18 protein-coding genes are annotated in these 18,195 nt (G+C 43.4%); 13 read left to right on the top strand and 5 right to left on the bottom strand.

What is annotated here, in order from left to right; translation table 11 throughout:
• Positions 1 to 400: 400 nt before the first annotated feature.
• The 5 genes from QUF07_RS09850 (at position 401) to dsdA (ending at position 5,025) form a co-directional block, all read left to right on the top strand.
• Positions 401 to 1,150 (top strand): hypothetical protein, encoded by a 750-nt coding sequence (locus tag QUF07_RS09850; protein ID WP_217342091.1) that lies wholly within the window; start codon positions 401 to 403, stop codon positions 1,148 to 1,150.
• A gap of 12 nt (positions 1,151 to 1,162) precedes the next feature.
• Positions 1,163 to 1,843, top strand: a complete 681-nt coding sequence (locus QUF07_RS09855; protein WP_289427321.1) for an AAA family ATPase — start codon at positions 1,163 to 1,165, stop codon at positions 1,841 to 1,843.
• A 105-nt stretch (positions 1,844 to 1,948) separates the two neighbouring features.
• Entirely contained in the window at positions 1,949 to 2,473 is a 525-nt protein-coding gene (locus tag QUF07_RS09860) for a hypothetical protein (RefSeq protein WP_217165113.1), read from the top strand.
• Between the two features lie 364 nt (positions 2,474 to 2,837).
• Positions 2,838 to 3,590 carry a DUF6612 family protein gene (locus QUF07_RS09865; RefSeq protein WP_217165115.1) on the top strand — a complete coding sequence of 251 codons (753 nt, stop codon included), beginning with the start codon at positions 2,838 to 2,840 and terminating at the stop codon, positions 3,588 to 3,590.
• Positions 3,591 to 3,720: 130 nt separating this feature from the next.
• Complete coding sequence (gene dsdA, locus QUF07_RS09870) at positions 3,721 to 5,025, top strand: D-serine ammonia-lyase (protein ID WP_289427323.1); 1,305 nt, start codon at positions 3,721 to 3,723, stop codon at positions 5,023 to 5,025.
• Between the two features lie 169 nt (positions 5,026 to 5,194).
• Here dsdA and QUF07_RS09875 read toward each other — a convergent pair whose 3' ends face one another.
• Positions 5,195 to 6,367, bottom strand: a complete 1,173-nt coding sequence (locus QUF07_RS09875) for an MFS transporter (RefSeq protein ID WP_217165118.1) — start codon at positions 6,365 to 6,367, stop codon at positions 5,195 to 5,197.
• A gap of 456 nt (positions 6,368 to 6,823) precedes the next feature.
• Between QUF07_RS09875 and QUF07_RS09880 the strand changes: the two genes are divergently transcribed.
• From QUF07_RS09880 to QUF07_RS09890, 3 genes are read left to right on the top strand one after another with little or no spacing between them, the layout of a single operon-like run.
• Complete coding sequence (locus QUF07_RS09880; protein ID WP_217165121.1) at positions 6,824 to 7,618, top strand: PfkB family carbohydrate kinase; 795 nt, start codon at positions 6,824 to 6,826, stop codon at positions 7,616 to 7,618.
• Between the two features lie 4 nt (positions 7,619 to 7,622).
• Entirely contained in the window at positions 7,623 to 8,210 is a 588-nt protein-coding gene (locus tag QUF07_RS09885) for a TIGR01440 family protein (protein ID WP_289427324.1), read from the top strand.
• Positions 8,210 to 8,722, top strand: coding sequence for an ECF transporter S component (locus QUF07_RS09890; protein ID WP_217165125.1), 513 nt, complete (start codon positions 8,210 to 8,212; stop codon positions 8,720 to 8,722). Before QUF07_RS09885 ends, QUF07_RS09890 begins: the two co-directional genes overlap by 1 nt.
• Positions 8,723 to 8,800: 78 nt before the next feature.
• Here QUF07_RS09890 and QUF07_RS09895 read toward each other — a convergent pair whose 3' ends face one another.
• Positions 8,801 to 9,151, bottom strand: coding sequence for a putative type II toxin-antitoxin system PemK/MazF family toxin (locus QUF07_RS09895; RefSeq protein WP_217165127.1), 351 nt, complete (start codon positions 9,149 to 9,151; stop codon positions 8,801 to 8,803).
• On the bottom strand, positions 9,141 to 9,428 hold the full coding sequence (locus QUF07_RS09900; protein ID WP_217165129.1) for a type II toxin-antitoxin system RelB/DinJ family antitoxin: 288 nt from the start codon (positions 9,426 to 9,428) through the stop codon (positions 9,141 to 9,143). Before QUF07_RS09900 ends, QUF07_RS09895 begins: the two co-directional genes overlap by 11 nt.
• Before the next feature lie 193 nt (positions 9,429 to 9,621).
• Here QUF07_RS09900 and QUF07_RS09905 point away from each other — a divergent pair, with 193 nt between their 5' ends.
• Positions 9,622 to 10,950, top strand: coding sequence for a C1 family peptidase (locus tag QUF07_RS09905; RefSeq protein ID WP_217165130.1), 1,329 nt, complete (start codon positions 9,622 to 9,624; stop codon positions 10,948 to 10,950).
• A gap of 196 nt (positions 10,951 to 11,146) precedes the next feature.
• A complete protein-coding gene (gene cobT / locus QUF07_RS09910; protein ID WP_289427327.1) occupies positions 11,147 to 12,196 on the top strand; it encodes a nicotinate-nucleotide--dimethylbenzimidazole phosphoribosyltransferase in 1,050 nt (349 codons plus the stop codon).
• Positions 12,197 to 12,617: 421 nt separating this feature from the next.
• Here cobT and QUF07_RS09915 read toward each other — a convergent pair whose 3' ends face one another.
• Positions 12,618 to 13,109 (bottom strand): RrF2 family transcriptional regulator, encoded by a 492-nt coding sequence (locus tag QUF07_RS09915; RefSeq protein WP_217164624.1) that lies wholly within the window; start codon positions 13,107 to 13,109, stop codon positions 12,618 to 12,620.
• A 201-nt stretch (positions 13,110 to 13,310) separates the two neighbouring features.
• Here QUF07_RS09915 and QUF07_RS09920 point away from each other — a divergent pair, with 201 nt between their 5' ends.
• Positions 13,311 to 14,681 carry an MFS transporter gene (locus tag QUF07_RS09920; RefSeq protein ID WP_289427328.1) on the top strand — a complete coding sequence of 457 codons (1,371 nt, stop codon included), beginning with the start codon at positions 13,311 to 13,313 and terminating at the stop codon, positions 14,679 to 14,681.
• A 346-nt stretch (positions 14,682 to 15,027) separates the two neighbouring features.
• On the opposite strand, the gene QUF07_RS09925 is transcribed toward QUF07_RS09920, so the two are convergent.
• Positions 15,028 to 15,582, bottom strand: coding sequence for a hypothetical protein (locus QUF07_RS09925; protein WP_217164628.1), 555 nt, complete (start codon positions 15,580 to 15,582; stop codon positions 15,028 to 15,030).
• A 144-nt stretch (positions 15,583 to 15,726) separates the two neighbouring features.
• On the opposite strand from QUF07_RS09925, the gene QUF07_RS09930 reads away from it, so the two are divergent.
• Positions 15,727 to 16,686, top strand: coding sequence for a LacI family DNA-binding transcriptional regulator (locus QUF07_RS09930; RefSeq protein ID WP_217164630.1), 960 nt, complete (start codon positions 15,727 to 15,729; stop codon positions 16,684 to 16,686).
• A gap of 23 nt (positions 16,687 to 16,709) precedes the next feature.
• Positions 16,710 to 18,116: an MFS transporter gene (locus QUF07_RS09935; protein ID WP_217164632.1), complete on the top strand. Its 1,407-nt coding sequence runs from the start codon at positions 16,710 to 16,712 to the stop codon at positions 18,114 to 18,116.
• The last annotated feature ends 79 nt before the right edge of the window (positions 18,117 to 18,195 follow it).

An 18,195-nucleotide genomic window follows, 5' to 3' on the forward strand; every position in this document is an offset into this window, starting at 1 on the left:
GAATACCGGATTCACAACGACCAGTTATGTGCCTAAAAATTATTAAATATTATCTCCAACTATTGGGGTTCACTTCAGTTTTGAAATGCATTACTTTTTTGGCTTAAATAAAAGGGGTAGTCGTTTGTTGCAAGCTTTATCAATATAAAGATGGAAAGCCAAACTACATATAAGAACACTTGGCGGACTGATGTCTGAGCTACTCTTTGTCAAAATGGCCAGCATCAGCAGGAATTGGTTGATGGCTCAGCTGCTGATTTGCTATTGATTTTTTCTAATAAGCATTTAAGATTATAAGAAATGGTGATTGACCCCAAATGGGGGGGTGATAACATGTTAAATACAGATCACACTAACTTTTCATGTTCTAATCTGGCTGTGGCAAAGAAAGGAAACATTCATGATTAAAAAGCTCTATGCGCTTAGTAAGTTCGAGACCAATATTGTTTTGAGTGACAAAGCAATTTTTCTATTCACCTTGTTATTTCCGACAGTTTATTTTCTGTTCAATGCGTTCACCGCTAATAGCGTTCATTCGGTTCGCAATTTTTACGATGTGATTCCGGGCTTTTGGACGTACATGGTCCTGGTGGGCGTCATCAACCAAATTACTTCCGCAATCGTCACAATGCGGGAGAATAACTTTTTGAAGATGTTTACCTTTATCGCCGGTGATAAACGGCTGATTTACTATGCCAACTTAATTCCCCAGATCTTTATTATTCAAGCTGAAATTTTAATCTTTGATGTGGTGGCGGCGCTTGTTTATCGAGTCGATCCAGCTGTTATCGAATTTATGGCGCTGACTTGGCTGGCCAACTTCCTGATTATTCCAATTGTTTCATTTTTCACCAGTCTGATTCTTCTTGCCCCGGTTAAGGTCCAAACGATGGGCGCCTTGATGACGGGCTACATCTTTTTAGGGTTGGCCTTGGCTTATATTTCGACTGGGTCATTTGCCTTAAATACAGTCTTGGCTGCGATCAATCCTGGTAACTTCATTATCAGAGCATACATCCTGATGATTCCCGGGGTTTCTCATCATGTCAGTTATTTAGTGATGTTGGCTGTGGTGGCGGTGGTTTACACGATTGTGAGCAACGTGGTTATCTCGCGCATGAGCCTCAACTCATCTACCAGTCGGGCTTGAAGGAGAAATAGGATGGAAATTACACATTTCAGCTATCAGTTACCTGATGGCAGACAATTATACGATGATTTGAATGCAAACTTTGCGGATGACAAGGTAAACGTTTTGCTGGGCCCAAATGGTGCGGGTAAGACGACGTTATTAGATTTCATTTCAACGGTTAATCCGCGACCCGCCGAAAACTTCATTGGGTTTCCGGATTTCAAGCAAATTGCTTATCAGCTGCAAGGGGTTCCTTTCATGGCTGAAGCAACCGTGTTTCAAACATTCAAAATGGTGATGGCAATCGAAAACACGAACCACAAATTTGCGATTGACGATCTGCCGGATGGCCTGGCAAAAGTTGCAAATACTAAATTTGGCAAACTTTCCGGTGGCCAGAAACGGTTGGTGATTATCGACATCATTTCCCGTTTGAATCGCGAACTTTATCTTTTTGACGAACCAGAAAGTGGCTTGGATCCAAAAATGGCGAACCGCGCCATTAGTAAAATTCGAGAGTTGAATCAACAAGGCAAGAAGGTCATCATGACTTCTCACCAATTTCAGAATATTACGAGCGATGATTATAATTTGCTATTTCTAGAGAATGGCAAAATTCGGTTTATGGGAACGCCGGCTGAGTTTCTGGAAGCCCAACGGACAGACAATCTCGTTGATGCATATATTAAGCAAGATGGTATGACCGGGTAAGGGTGATTTTCAAAATTTATCACTTGGGCGCACTGATAATCTGGTAAAATAAGTAGGGACAGCCGCAAAGATAGTCGGCCCACATTATTTCAAAGGAGTTTTATCGTGTTAGCCAACCTCAAATTACACCGATCAACTTACATATTTTTAGCCATCTGGGCGGCCTTAGCAATTGTCTTCTGTGCCATGACATATAAAGCCCAGCCACTTACTGTGACATTTATGAGAAATGACGGTCGGATCTTACAAGGGTTGCTGCGAGGGATCCTGTTGTTGGTTGTTTACGTGGCTTTCTCACTAATTCCATACCGCTTTGCAATCTTGATTCCCAACCTAGTCTATTTTGGCTTGTTGGTTACCTATATCTGGCAGCTTGTGTTTATCGCGATGGGCAGTAGTATAGTTGGGATTGGGGCCGATTTTGCGTTCATATTAGTGTATGCCTTATTGGTCTATTGTGCGACGATTACCGCGTTTCAAATTATCGAGCGGGTCAAATCCAGTCGGAGTGTTTACTACTTCCATAGATGGTCTAAAATTACCAAAAAGGTATTATTGGCCCATTGGTTGCCATTAATTGTCTTAGTCTGTGGCTACGCGTTTCTCTGGGCGACGGTTAATCCGGGATAACCCATTGATTCTTTGATGACTTTTAACAATCATGAGATTGGGACGAAAGGCGATTTGATCCCAGAATTTAAGTGAAAAAAGTAATGCGTTCTGGTTTTGGAATGCATTACTTTTTTGGCTTAAATGGCTGGGATCAGCCGTTTGTCGCAAGTTTTATCAATATAAGAATGGCAAGCTAAGTTGCATTTATAAACACTTTGCAGACTAATGACCATCCTTATTTTGATTAACTGACTAAGATCAGCAGTTTGGCACTTGCATTAACAAATCGGTAAAGAAACAATGAAAGCCAACTGACGATGTGTATCGCCTGCTTCTGGACTATGCTATTATGAAAGAAATAATCACTATTGGGGGGATCCAAATGAAAAAATTCGTTGTTTTGGCGGTTGCTGTCCTCGGCATCCTGACAGCCGGCTGTAGTTCCAAGAAGGCTAATCATCAACCAAGTGCCACCCAAATTGCTCAAAAGGCGATCAAGGCGGTTAAGTCAGTTAAAAGTGGTCGCTCTCGCTTAGTTATCAAAACGATCCATAAGGGTCAGGCAACCACGGGCCTGGTTTCCGGTCAATTTCACTTGAACCCCATGATCATGAAGGTCACGCTGGGCAACGGTGGTAAGTTGGTTGATCATTACTATTTTGATCAGAACAATATGTATATGAAGTCTGAAAACACTTGGTATAAAGGCAAAGTTAATCAGAAGAGTGAATTGGTCAAGCAACTTAAACGCCAATTGACGGCTTCTGGTAACGCAGCCGTCCTGACGCATCTCAAATCAGATTTGAAACTCAAAGAGCGTGACCAGACCTACACACTTTCATATAAAGGCGTCAATCCAGCTGGGGTGAAGGCAGCTAAACAGATCATTGTCTCTGAGGCTGGCAAGCAGGCCAACAAGACATTGAAAAACGTTCGGATTACCCATTTCGAGTATCGGTACACCCTCAATAAAAAAACGTCACTGCCCACCAAAACGTTTATTTCAATGAAGTATCGGGACAAACTCACTAAGAAATCGGTGACTGAAAAGGTAACTGGCACGTATCATCACATCAACAAGGTCAAAAAATTTACGGTGCCACAAGCAATTCAACAAGCGGCCCAAGGCTTTTAGTGGGTGAGGTGATTCACACCGCTTTGGTAGCATGTTTAATAATTAACAAAGTTTAATTTAACTCTCACTCAGTTGGAAGCTTTAAGCACTATACTATTCCTAAAACATTGAACTACAGGGGACGATAGCGATGACAATTGAGCAATCTTTAGTGACAAAGCATCCACAAATTAGTCAATTGATTTCACAAGAACCCATTTTTTGGCAGAATCCAGATTATGGGCAGCGGGCTGAGCTGCCATTTAGCAAGGCCGATATTTTTGATGCGGTAGCTCGCTGGGAACGGTTTGCACCCTATTTGGAACGGGTATTCCCAGAAACTGCCAGTATGCATGGGGTGATTGAGTCACCGTTAATCGAACTAGATCAGATGAAGGCACAGTGGAATGCGGATCATCATCAGTCTTTAACTGGCAAATTATATTTGAAGGCTGATAATGAACTACCGATTTCGGGTTCCATCAAATCTCGTGGTGGGATTTATGAAGTGCTGAAGTTTGCTGAAGAGGTTGCGATGGCACATACAGACTTGGCCTACATGGATGATTACAGTATTCTGGCCACTGACCAGTATAAGCAACTCTTTGCTCACTACGGAATCGCCGTAGCTTCGACTGGGAATCTGGCGCTCAGTGTCGGCATCATGGCCGCTACTTTTGGTTTCAAGACCACCGTCTATATGTCCCATGACGCCAAACAGTGGAAGAAAGATAAGTTGCGGGCCAACGGGGTTACGGTGATGGAGTATCAAACCAACTTTTCTGAAGTTATGTCGATTGCCAGGACCGCAGCCCAAAAAGACCCAACCGTTCATTTTATTGATGACGAAGGTTCTACTGACCTGTTCTTAGGCTATTCTGTCGCCGCAGTTCGGCTGCAGGAACAATTTAAGCAGCGTCATATCAAAGTTGACCGCACCCATCCGGTTTTGGTTTACCTGCCAGCTGGGGTTGGCGACAGTCCCAGTGGGGTGACGTTTGGGCTAAAGACGATTATTGGTCCATATATTCACGCCATCTTTTGCGAACCGACCCACGTACCATCGGTTACATTGGGGATGATGACCGGACTCAATAATCAGATTTCCGTTTATGATATTGGGTTGGATGGCCTCACTGCGGCCGACGGGTTGGCAGTTGGCCGACCATCGCGATTGGCTGGTAAAGTGATGCGGACATTGCTGTTTGGTTGCGCAACTTTTGAAGATCCGACCATCTACCGCTACGTCACCCAGCTTACCGATACACAAGAAATTACGGTTGAGCCTTCCGCAGCTGCTGGATTTACAGCAATCGAGCCATTGATTGACCACGTGCCAGCCTTTAATTCCGCTAATGCTACTCATATCGTTTGGGCAACTGGTGGCAGTATGATGCCAGAGAGTGAACGGCAAGTTAACTACGCCAAAGGTAAGGCACTACTTGAAAACAAATAAGCCAAAGTGAAAATGATTTCAATCATTATCATGTTGGAACCGAAAAAGTGATAAATTATTAATCTCTGCCACTAAACAAACAAGTCGCGTCATCATTCCCAGATCGGACTGATGACGCGACTTTTGGCTTAAGTGCCAGGATCAGGATACCGAATCCCAGTTTCGATATTTAATTTGTTCGGAAAGACTTTTGCATCAGCACTAAAATAATCAGCATACCCACGCCGATTAAGCCAAACGCAGCTGAAAAACCATGATTTTGGATTAACCAGCCCATTGCTGGGAATATGACAATCATCGCCATCGAGAAGAGGACACTCGCGACACTTAGTAGGGTGGCCCGTTGTTCAGAGGCAATCATGGTATTGTAATAATCGCTGAAGATTGGAGTGATCAGGGCACCTAATAGTTGTGACAGCAAGAATACCTCTACCAATAGCGGTGTCGAGTTAATCCAGCTCAACAGTAATAGAACGACCAGACTCAAGCTTAACAGTAGGATTAACGAGCGTTTGGAAAAATGAGCCTGAATCTGAGGCGTCACTCGAATGCCCGCGATGTTAATCAGCGCTGATAGAATCATCAATGCGGAGATCATCCAGCCAGAAAAAGAATCAGTTTCCATTAACGACTGAAAATAATAGTAGTAGGTCGTACAAATACTGGCAAAGAAGGCATCAAACAACATCAAGTTTCGCAGCTGGTGATTGTGTTTTAAAACCTGCCATGAAGTGGTCACAATTGATTTGATGGTCGGTTGATCGGCAGTTGCTTTTGGTTTCGTGATCCTAGGCTCCTTAAATAGGAGAACGGTGATGATACCGAAGAAACTCGCGAAGATTGAAATGACATAGGTTAGCTCAAAATACCAATGGACTAAGAATCCAGCAATCACAATGCCCGCTGTGTCGGCAAATTCAATCACAATGTCAACGTTGCTGGCGACTTTGGGATACTTGTCGGCCAACTTGGCTGGGATTAGCGAATCATAAAGCAAGGCGTCAATGGTACCCGATTGCAAATTATACGATAACGCGTTCAGCACAAATCCTACGGCAAATAACCAGAAATTTTGGCCAAGCAGCATGATCAAAGCGGAAACAATCGCTGCGACCCGTCCCCAAAATAGATCGAAGCGGTACGAAAAGCGGTCGGCTAACACGCCGGAAGGGACTTCAAAGATAAAGCTGGCAACGTGAAAGATGCTCTCACATAAGCCGATTTCAACCAGGCTGAGGCCCTTAGTCTGCAGATACATGACCCACAGGCCGGTAATCCCGAACCAGGATAAAAAGCTGTATGTGTAGCCTTTGGCAATGTTAGTCGGATAGTTAATTTTCATTTTAATGCACTCCAGTTTATTGAATTAGAAAACGGTTAACTGAAGTGCTTGGATCTCGATGATGCTGTGTTGCAGGCTAATCCAGGCGAGCATCATATCACTCCTATCATAAATTATGAGAAATATATTAATAAAAGCATACCTTTTAATGTGAAAGAGGGCAAGAAGTAAACGAATTTTGTTACACCAAAATTGAGTGAGGCAGAGACGGACTTTTGCTACTTGAGACGGATCTATTTCTACTTCTTTTGAAAATCGATCACTTACTCAAAAAAGAATTGGTAACTACTACTCAACTTGGTATACTTAACCTGTGCTTATGAGAGGATAATGTGTAAACCGTTAATTTCCGCCCGCAAATGCGGTACAATTGTTCGTAATAGGTTTCGCTGAAGGAGTGATAGTATCTTTGATTCAAAATTGTTGGTTGCTGAGGACTTTTCTGCGGTTGGGAGAATGTCAATAACTGCTGCTATTTCAACATTTGCCGCGTTTGGGATTCAAACAGTGGCCGTGCCAACTGAGATTTTATCGACTCAAAGTGAAGGATTTGGTAAGCCTGCTATTCTGAACCTGGATGAATGGATGACCAAGGCTTTCAAACATTGGGATCATTTGACAGACTTGAATATTGGATCCACGGTGATTGGCTATGTTGGTAAGACTCAAACGTGTCGCCAACTGGCTGATCACCTGACTCAATTGAATTTAAAACGGATTCTGATTGATCCGGTAATGGGTGACCGGGGCGAAATGTACGCTGGCTTTGATGCGGATTATCTTAATGCGATCAAGCAACTGGTCAGGATTGCAACCGTAATCACCCCTAACGTCACCGAATTAGGGCTTTTGAGCGGAACCAACCCAACGGAACAATCAACCGATGACCAATTGATCGCCGCAATTCACGCCTGTGATACCAAGGCCACGGTGATTATCACCGGGGTTAAACGGGATGGTGGGATTGGCAGCTGCTTTTTGAAGGAAGGCAAACTCATTTGGATCAGCTCACCGATCCTGCCAGGTCACTTTTATGGGACCGGTGATCTGTTTGCGGCGTTGCTAGGTGGCTACCTGAACTTTGAAATGAACTTCGAAGCTGCTGTAAAACGGGCGGTCTTCGGAACTTACGAAGCGGTTGTCCAAACCAATCATCGACCGACAAGTGATCGAAAATATGGACTAGATTTAACCAAAACGTTGTATGATGTTGCCAGATTTACGCTCGGCCAAAATAGGGAAGAAGTGTGACAATATGTTACTCCAAACGATTAAAGATGATTTGGGCACCGTGTTGACTGAATATTTTGATAAGGTGAAATTTCCAGAAAATGGGTTGTTTGTTGTGGGCTGCAGCACCAGTGAGATTAGTGGTGACTGGAAAGGGACGAATTCTCGGTTAGATGTTGGCAATGCATTTGTGGACACCTTAAACAAGTTCTTGGTTCCCCGGCACATCAACCTTGCCATTCAGGGCTGCGAACACATCAATCGCGCCTTATTGGTTGAGCGGTCAGTTGCCGAAAAGCATGACTTGGAAATTGTGTCCGTGGTTCCGGCCATGCATGCCGGCGGGGGAACGCAAGTAGCGGCGTACGAAAAGATGCGCGATCCAGTTGAGGTTGAACATATTACTGCATTTGGTGGCATCGATATTGGTGGCACAGAAATTGGGATGCACGTCAAGTATGTTCAAATTCCAATCCGAATGAGTCACCGCCAGGTGGGTGCAGCCAACGTGGTTTGTTTAGCGTCTCGGCCAAAATTGATTGGCGGCGAACGCGCAAAGTACGAGTTTACATCAGCAAACAAAGAAGATGACATATTAGGAGGAATGAGTTGATGGATCGAAAAAGTGTTGGCGGCAAGGTAAGCACAGATATTTTTAAGGTAGTCCTAACAGCGATGTTCATTGCGGTGACGGTTGCGATTAGTCGCTTCTTTATCATTCCTGTTCCAATGACCCACGGTAATGTCAACTTATGTGATGCCGGAATTTTTATTAGTGCCCTGCTACTTGGACCGAGAGTTGGTGGAGTTGTCGGTGGTGCCAGTGGTTTTCTACTGGACCTGATTTCCGGATATGGCCAGTATATGTGGTTCTCACTGATCGTTCACGGTGCAGAAGGGCTGATCGTTGGCCTGATCGCGGGAAAAAATACCGATAAGAAATGGACCAAATTAATCGCAGTCAGTGTTGGAATTGTGATCATGGTCATCGGCTATTTTGTGGCCGATTCGGTTCTGTATACGATGTACGCCGGGCTTGTCGGCATTGGCACTAACCTGATTCAAGGACTGGTGGGTGCGGTGATTGCTTACTTGGTGACTCCTAAGTTAAGGAAACGAATCTAGGTAGTTTCGTCAGAATAACAAGTTTTGGAGACCAAAAAGGATGAAACAAATTATGACAATTTGCTTCATCCTTGGGCTTCACAACTCATCTTTATGAGAGCTTAACTTGAAATTTTTGATAAACGTGTCAAGGTTTAGGATATCTTGATTAGATAAACGACCAATAGTCTTAAAAGTTAACCCGATTTTTGGGAAATTCAAAATTTGACCAATATCAACCCATGACTCCTTGTACAGACCAGCTTGACGCCAGTCATGGATATGAAAATATTGACGCTGAATGTGAGGGGACTTATTGTGATACTTTGTCGTAATTTTGAAGGCTTGAATGTACTTGTCATTGATGGTTCTCACAAGAACAGGCCTTTTCTTGCCACTACCCGTTTCAACAAAACTGACGTATAAACTGACAATATCATTAGTCTTCATCCGGATTATCCAGCCATTTCTGAACTTCCTTTGCATCTTTAAAGGTATGCATTGGCGTATCTTTGGTATTGTTAAGAATGGATAGGGTCGCTTTTTGGGTGTCAGTCATTTTTAAATCAAACGGCATCCCGCCCTCGGCAATCACCTTTTTGTAAAACGCAGTTAGCGCACTGGTTTGATTAAGGCCGATTTCATTAAAAACCTGTTCGGCCTGGTTGGCAATATCTCTGTCAATATTAACCTGAATCTTTTTCTTTGGCTTTTCTTTGATAGCCATGAGTGCCACTTCCTTTTGATGACGTATTTTATTCTTAGATTGGATACAATGGTATTATACTATATTTTGAATACTATTAAAATTAATATGTACTTATCTATGACTGCAAATTCATCCTGTCAGCATGATTGGTAATCAACCTATATCATAATGACAAGTTTCAAAAATATCATATTTAGAAAGGATCATTCCAATGGATCAATTAACAAATTCGTTAGATAAACAAGATTTTGATCGACTACACACAGATTTTAAGCAGGCCCCTAAAAGCGATTTACTGTCCCGAATTGTGACGCAAAACGGGATTAACCAGACTGCTCAGGATCCGGACGCCGAAGTTCGGTTGGATCCAGTCTTCTCCGTTGACTTGCAGACTGGTTCAGTGACCAATCAGAAACAAAGTGGCCGCTGCTGGCTGTTTTCGTTGGTCAACACGTTGCGGCATGGGTTCGCGAAGAAGTATAAGGTCAAGGACTTCAACTTATCCCAAAAGTACTTGTTCTTCTGGGACAAGATCGAAGAAGCCAACATTTTTTATGATCACATTTTGGCAACGGCAACGCGGCCAGCCGATGATCGGGAAGTTGACTTTTATTTGAGTCTCCCCGGTGGTGATGGCGGTCAATGGGCAATGGCGGCTGCCTTGGTTCAAAAGTACGGCGTGATGCCGGTGAGCCAGTATCCAGAAACCAGTAACGTGGAAAATACCGGTGCTTTCGACACGGTGATGAATCGCAAACTGCGAATTGACGGGATGAAGTTACGGGACATGGTGAATGCCCAGAAATCTGATAAAGAAATTGCGGCTGCCCGTAAACAGATGTTGAGCGAAGTCTATCGAATCACCGCTTATTCGTTTGGCGAGCCGCCAACAACTGTTGACTTTGAATATCTGGATGATGATAAAAAGTACCACAAGATCTCGGGATTAACGCCTCAGGAATTTTATGACCAATACTTTGGTGTTGACTTAGATGATTACGTGGTTGCCACTAATTCGCCGGATAAGCCGTTGAATAAACTGTATTCAATGCCCAGCGAGGACAACGTGGTCGGCGGCAAGCAGATCGAATTTTTGAACCTGCCAATGGCAACGTTAAAGCAGGCCGCGATCGCTCAGCTTAAAGACGGTGAGACAGTTTGGTTCGGCAACGATGTCTTGGAACAAATGGATCGTAAAAAAGGTTACTTGGATAGTCATTTGTATCGCTACTCAGACTTATTTGGAACTAACTTGGAAATGGACAAGGCCAACCGATTGGCCTATCACCAAGCCGAGGTGTCCCACGCAATGACCTTAGCTGGGGTGGACTTGGACGATGACGGCAAGCCAACCAAGTGGAAGGTTGAAAATTCTTGGGGTGACAAGAACGGCGTCAAAGGCTACTTCACCATGAGCGACGACTGGATGAACGACTATGTTTATGAAGTCGTGGTGCACAAGAAGTATCTGACTCAAGAGCAGCAAGCCTTACTCAAACAAGCACCAGTTGAATTGCCAGCATGGGATTCATTGGCTTAATGAAGATAAAATTAACTGTGGCATCACTTGAATGATCTTCGGGTGGTGTTTTTTTGTGTTTTTCAGAGTAAGTGGGCATGAAATAGCACATTATTGTTCATTATCAGCAGCTGAGATTTTTTTCAATTGTAATCGGTTTCTGGCCTGGTTAAACTAAGCTTGTATGACTAAATTATTGACGAAGAAGGCAACCGAAATGCAAAAACCATTTGATCAAATTCAACTCCACGCAATTTCTAAGGCGGCTCAGGCCGAGATGCAGGATAAGCTGGATAATTTGTCCAAACCAATTAAGGGACTGGGCCAGCTGGAACGATTGGCTGATAAGTTGGCTGGGATTCAAGAAACCACTGATTTGAAAATTGATAAACGGATCTGCTTGGTATACTGTGCCGATCATGGGATTGTTTCAGAGGCGGTGTCGGCGACGTCAGAACCGCTTTCCAACGTTTTGTCGGCGAACGTCGCGGAAGGTCACGCTTGCGTGAACGCCTTGGCAATGCGGAATCGTTGTGAAGTCAAGGTGTTTGATATTGGTCTGGCTGGGGGCTATCAGACAACCAAGATGGTGAACGAGAAGATTCAGCGCGGCACCAAGAACATGCTGACAAGCGATGCGATGAGTCGGCAAGATGCTGTTAAGTCAATTCAAACCGGCTATGACAATGCCAAGCAGGCAATCGCTGACGGCAACCAGTTGTTGTTGCTAGGCGAAGTTGGTCTCGGCAATACCAGTGCATCATCGGCGATTGTGTCAACGATGCTTGCACTGCCGGTCGATGACATTGTGGATAAGGGATCTGATATTTCGGTGAAGCAGTTTGAGCACAAGAAGCAAGTCATCAAAGATATTTTGACTGCTCGCAGGCCAGACAAAGCAGATCCACTTGGCGTCTTAAGCAAGGTGGGCGGCTTTGAAATTGGGGCGACAGTGGGGACGATGATTGCCGGGGCAGAAGTCGGCGTGCCGGTCATTATGGATGGCTTCATTTCAGATGCCGCTGCGGTGTTGGCCAAAGCCTTTTATCCTGATATTACTGGTCACCTGATTGCTTCTCATTTGTCTGGTGAAAAGGGGGCGCAACGGGTGCTGGATTATCTCGATTTAAAGCCGTTACTTCAGTTAGGAATGGCAGTCGGTGAAGGCTCTGGTGCTGTGGTTGCCCTGGCGCTGATCGATGATATTCAATCGGTATTGGTTAATATGAATACGTTGCAGGATTTGAACTTTGAGTATGAAAACTAGGTAAACTTGTTTGACACTTAGCCTTTTATTGGATATTATTCAAGATGACAAGGGAAGTCATAGATACGCAAAAAGGAACCCGGTCAGGGGTTCCTTTTTTATGTAGAATGGTTGAAATATGCCGTCCTTCATAAAACTAATGTTTATTCAACCATTTGGCGAAAAGTGTTACAATAATGCCAGCCAAGATAGCGATGGATAACTGGATTAACAGGGAAGCCTTAAATAACACCTCCCTTCTACAAATGATGAGTTGTAGAAAAGGCGGACGGCTTTTTAATGATACCGGATAATCAGGGACCTGACTAATGACTTTTTAGTTATTGTTCGGTTCATATGATCATGAATAAATATTTAAAAAAACGTGAGCTAACACCAATCTTGGCTCGCGTTTTTTATAATCCATTATCATTTCAATTACTTACTTAACTCCAGTTCCACTGGTTACTTCAGTAATCCATTGATCCAGTTGGCCGACATCATAGGTCTTCTTGATGTTACTCATTATCTGAGATAGCGGAACCGACTCTAATGAAGTCCTGAGTTTTTCTTCGACCGTATCCATTACGGATGAAATCACGCATTCTTTTTCGTTGCCATCATCTTTGCCCTCAATAAAATCGTTGATCAGGTACTGACTGTTAAAAATGCTGCCCTTTCCCTCAATTGCACCAAAAACTTGATATAAGTTGATTTTATCAATTGGTCGTGAGAGGGAGAAACCACCATTTTTACCTGTAGTTGAATTGACCAGTCCCTCATGAACTAAAGATTTCATGATTTTTTTGAGATAGGAGTGCGAAACGTTTAGACGGTCACTGATGACCGCCGAGTTAAGGGCTGCACCCTGAGGCAATCTTGAGAGAATTAATAAGACGTAGATGCTCTGCTCCAAACCAGACGAAATTTTCACTTGACATTCTCCTTTAGCAAAATTATATTAATAGTTATTAATTAGAGACAAAAGATATCCCCAATGGTTTCGAATAGCTAATTGAGATTTTTTGAGATTAATTAGGGATATTTATTATCTCAATTATGACTATTATTTTACAACAATCACGGATTCTTTTCCACGATTGTTGGTTCAAAAAAAATTAGGAGGATTCAAGTTATGGATGAAGGTATCAAGGCAACGAAAGCCAGACCATTAACGCTGCTAGTTGTTTTATCATTAGGATTTGTCATGGCGGTTCTGGATACGACCGGAGTGGTTTTAGCAGTGCCGGAAATCAAGAAATTTCTAGTGGTGTCGATTAGTGAATCAGTTTGGATTATTAATGCCTACACGCTAGCCCTTGGGACGTTCCTGTTGTTGGCGGGGAATTTAGCGACCAAATTTGGCGCCCGGAAAACGTTGATGACGGGAATGCTACTCTTTGTCATTGCCTCACTCAGCTGTTCGTTGGCTGGCAATATTTATCTCTTGATCGGGTTTCGGTTTATTCAAGGATTAGGTGCCGCGTTATTTATGCCAGCCTCGATGGCAATTCTTTACCGAAGCTTTTCGGATACGGGTGAATTTCCCAAAATGCTTGGCATCTGGACGACAATTATTTCGGTGGCGACTGGGACTGGTTCGTTTATCGGCGGCACCTTAATCCAATATTTTGGCTGGCGGAGCGTGTTTTTGATTAATGTCCCCTTAGGCTTGATTACCGTTACATATGTTTTGCTGACTGTTCAGCGGGACACCCCAAACTCAAGGGCAAAAATTGATGTTTTAAGTAACTTTTTGCTGGTTCTGGTTATTTCCAGCTTAGTGATTTTTCTGGTCGAGGGTAATCAATTTGGCTATGCGCGTTGGCGAATTCTGGCGTTCTTAGCTGCCGCTGTCTTGTTAGGAATTGGGTTCATAATTCGTGTCACCCATAGTCCGGCACCGATCATTCCAAAGATTTTACTCAGAAAGCCAGAGTTTACGGCGACTAATCTTGTTGGTTTTCTAACCAATGTGTCGCTATATGGGATTGTGCTGGTTCTTGGCCTTTATTATCAGATGGCATTGCATTTGTCATCGCTAGTTGCTGGTTTGTTAATTCTACCTGGGATGACGGTCCTCATCATTGGTAATATCTTTTATACCAAATATGCCACCCAAATTGGCCCACAAAAGTTAGCAATCTGTGCGACGATCGTGACGCTAATTGGTGCAATGGCGATGTTAGGCGTTTCATCCTTAGCTCATCCAATTCCAATCTGGGCAATCATCCTCAACTTTGCCATCATGAGTATTGGCATTGGGGTGGTTGTGCCAGCCAGTACGACTTTATTGATGCAGGCAGCTGGTAATCAGTATTCTAGTATTGCCGGTGCAACCTTAAACGCCAACAAACAAATTGGCGGTCTGTTTGGGACAGCGATAATGGGGATGATTATCACTCATTTTGGGTCAAACTGGGCGGCAGTTATTCAAGGGACTTTTGTTGTGAACGTTATTTTATACTTGGTTGCTGCATTCCTATTATGGAAATTTGTTGGCTAGTCGACCACTGAAGATACCAAGCATTTTTAAGTGAGATCAGACCACTTTTTTCTATTTGTAAACCTGCAATATTACTTAAAATGATATCAAAAAAGGAGCCCTGTTTGGACTCCTTTTTAGACGAATAAGGGATTATAAAATTACCGGACGTGGTAATCGTTGCTGGACTTTGGTTGGATTGTGTTGTTACCAGTCGCATATAAGAATATAAAAAAGCTAACCGTTAATAACGATTAGCTACCCGCATCATTCTAATTTTTGCTTAAATGGCGAGGATCAGCCGTTTGTCGCAGGTTTTATCAATATAGGAATAAAAAGCCAAGTTGCTTTTTAAACCACTCTCTACTTACTGTGCAGGCGTTACCAACACTTGTTTAGCGGGATCGTCGTCCAAATTGCGGACAACTTGATAACCCGAAACTTTCAAATTAGCTGCTTTGTACGTTCCAGAAACCTTGTCCTTAACGGAAACAGTCTGGTCCATTGGGATATCTGAGAGCTTTCCCTTCATATAAATCACTGGTTGATCTTTAGAATCGTTCTTGAAAGAATACTTCAATGTTCCCTGTTTATCCAAATCATTAGCTTTCTTGGCCTGACTGTAGGTCTTGTACATCTTATTAACGCTGTAAATGGTGACGGTGTTGTTCTTCTTATCAAACTTATAGGCGTCGATGCCTGATTTACTCTTATAGTTAATTGAGCCGTTCATATACCAAAGATTGTCGTTGGAAACCAACGCTTCTTTGGCCGATTGATGCTTAACGGGATTCTGCATGCTGGCCTTATCGCTGTCGCTATTAGATGAACTCTTTTTGGAAGAATTTCCACAACCAGCTAAAAATAGGCTAAATGTTGCGACAACCGTCAAAATAACGGCTAATGATCTGTTCTTTTTCATATTCGTAATCACCTCATATGATGAAATTATCACACAATACTTGCAAAATCTAGTAGTATGGCTGAATATTAATAAAAGATACAAAGTTTTAACGTGATCGAAATTTTTGACCCATCAAACTACGAAGATAAGAGGTACAAAGCTATGGCTACGATTCGCGATATTGCAAAAAAACTGGGCTTGTCGGTGTCCACCGTTTCCCGAGCCCTTAATGATAATCAGCGAATTAGTGTCCGCACCCGCCGCCAGGTTAAAGAAGTTGCTGAAGACATGGGATACCAGCCAAATTACAACGCCAGAAACTTGACGAATCAAGAGGCTAATTCGGTCGGCGTGATTTTCCCGGTTAACAACCGGGTGGTCGATAACATTTTTTACGTTGGCCTATTGCGAGGGATCAACGAACAGCTAAACGCCCGCAATTACGTCCTATCAGTGGCCATTGGCGAGTCTACTGAGCAAGTGCTTGATAACGTGAAGTCAATGATCAACCGTGCCCAAATCAAACGGTTTATTTTGCTTTATTCCCATGAAAATGACCCGGTGATTGAGCTGCTGCAAGCTGAGCCGGTGGAATTTGTTACGATTGGAAAACCAGCTGGGGGACAGCACTGGTTGTACGTTGATAATGATAACGTGGAAGCCGGTGCGGATGGGGTGGATTATTTAATGAAGTGGCTCCATGTCGACAATCCTGTTTTTGCGGAATCGACGAACAATTGGCCTTACGAAATCGACCGAAAATCCGGGTATCTCCGAGAAATGAAGCTGGCTCATAAAACACCCGTCATTTTTCCGGTTCCCGATGATGATGAAGCGGTGGTTAACCAATTTATCGAGGAAAATCCTCAAATGGATGGCGTGGTCGCAATTGATGATTTCACCGGCTTGAAGGTTTATCATCGATTTAAATTGCTTCATCCCGACAGAGAAATCGAAGTGGTAGGGTATAACAACTCTTTGCCGAATGAACTGACTGATCAGCACTTTCATTCAGTTGACCTGAACCCAAATGAAATGGGTCGATCAGCTGTAAAGTTGCTCTTCCAAACGGAGAAGCCCAAGCGACAACACATCATTGTGAGTCATGCCATTCAAAAATAATTGTCAGAATAGAAGGTTGACCCATGAAGCAACAGAATCAATGGATTTTACTGATGTCGACATCGATTGTATCTTTCATGTCAACAATCGATGCCAGTATTGTGAACATCGCGATTCCAAAGATGTCACGAGATCTCAATATTTTGAATAATCAAGCCGAATGGATCGTGTCAGTCTATTTGGTGTTGATTTGTGTCTTACTAATCTTCTTTGGCAAGCTGTCAGATCAAATTGGCCGGGTTCGAATTTTCCAAACCGGAACGATTATTTTTGTCCTGGGATCACTCTTTTGCGGTCTTAGCGTTAATTTGCCGATGATTCTAGGGGCGAGAGTGATTCAAGCGCTCGGGGCATCGATGACGATGGCGACTAACTTTAGCATCATTACCGACATTTTCCCACCTAATAAACACGGATTAGCCCTTGGGGTAAACAGTTCATTTGTCCAAATCGGCAATATCGCTGGCCCAGGGGTTGGGGGCTTAATTTTAACCTGGTTTAACTGGCATTTTATTTTCTTTGTCAACGTGCCAATTGGGATTATTGCTTACATACTAGGGCATCATTTCTTCCCCCATGCGCCAATGCCTCAGCAACGAATCAAAATTGATTTTCCGGGATTTATCGCCTATGCAGGGATGGTCATCGCGTTTTTCTTGATGATCTTCTGGGGCCAAGTAATTGGCTTTGGTGATTTAAGAATTATAGGCTTGTTGGTGGTCACGGGAATCCTTCTGGTAATCTTTGTAGTGGTTGAGCACCAGGTGCCGGAACCACTGATTGATCTGAGAATCTTCCACAACTTGGGCTTTAGCTTTGGAATCTTGTCGGCGATGTTGGTCTATGCCTGCGGTTACTTCAATAATGTCATCATGCCGTTTTATTTGCAGGATCGCTTGCTGCTATCCTCAGCGGTTGCCGGAATCATCTTGATGGCCGTCCCAATTCTCAATATTTTCAGTGCCCCCACCGGTGGCTATATTGCCGATCGAATTGGAGCGGAGAAGGTGTCATTTTACGCACTATTTATTTTTTTAATTCCTGAAATCATATTTATGGTGATTCAGCCTCAGTGGTCGCTTGCTTGGCTGGTAATTGGTCTGGCGCTGTTCGGGACTGCCAACGGAGCGTTCCAGAACAATCCGATGATCATGGGAAATGCTGCCCCAGAATTTCAGGGGATTGCCGGCTCCATTGCTGCCCTCGGTCGAAATTTGGGGATGGCAATCGGTTTGGCACTGGCAACCTCATTACTGTATTTTGGGATCAGTCTGCAGGGTGGTAAACGGATCACCACTTACCCAGATGCGCATCCGGCTTGGTTTGTTGGGGGGATGCATTTTGCGTATCAAATTGCCTTAGGGATGATTCTGGTGGCGATTAGCTTACTGAGGATCGTGCTGTATCACAAGCGGAAGAAGACTGCTTGATCAAAAGGTTCTACAATATCTGTTGTTGGTAATAGATTTTATCTATTACTGATGACAGATTTTTTGTTTCTCGTTAGAA

The sequence above is a fragment of the Lentilactobacillus sp. TOM.63 genome (assembly GCF_030361045.1).
In the GTDB taxonomy this organism is placed as follows: Bacteria; Bacillota; Bacilli; order Lactobacillales; family Lactobacillaceae; genus Lentilactobacillus; species Lentilactobacillus dabitei.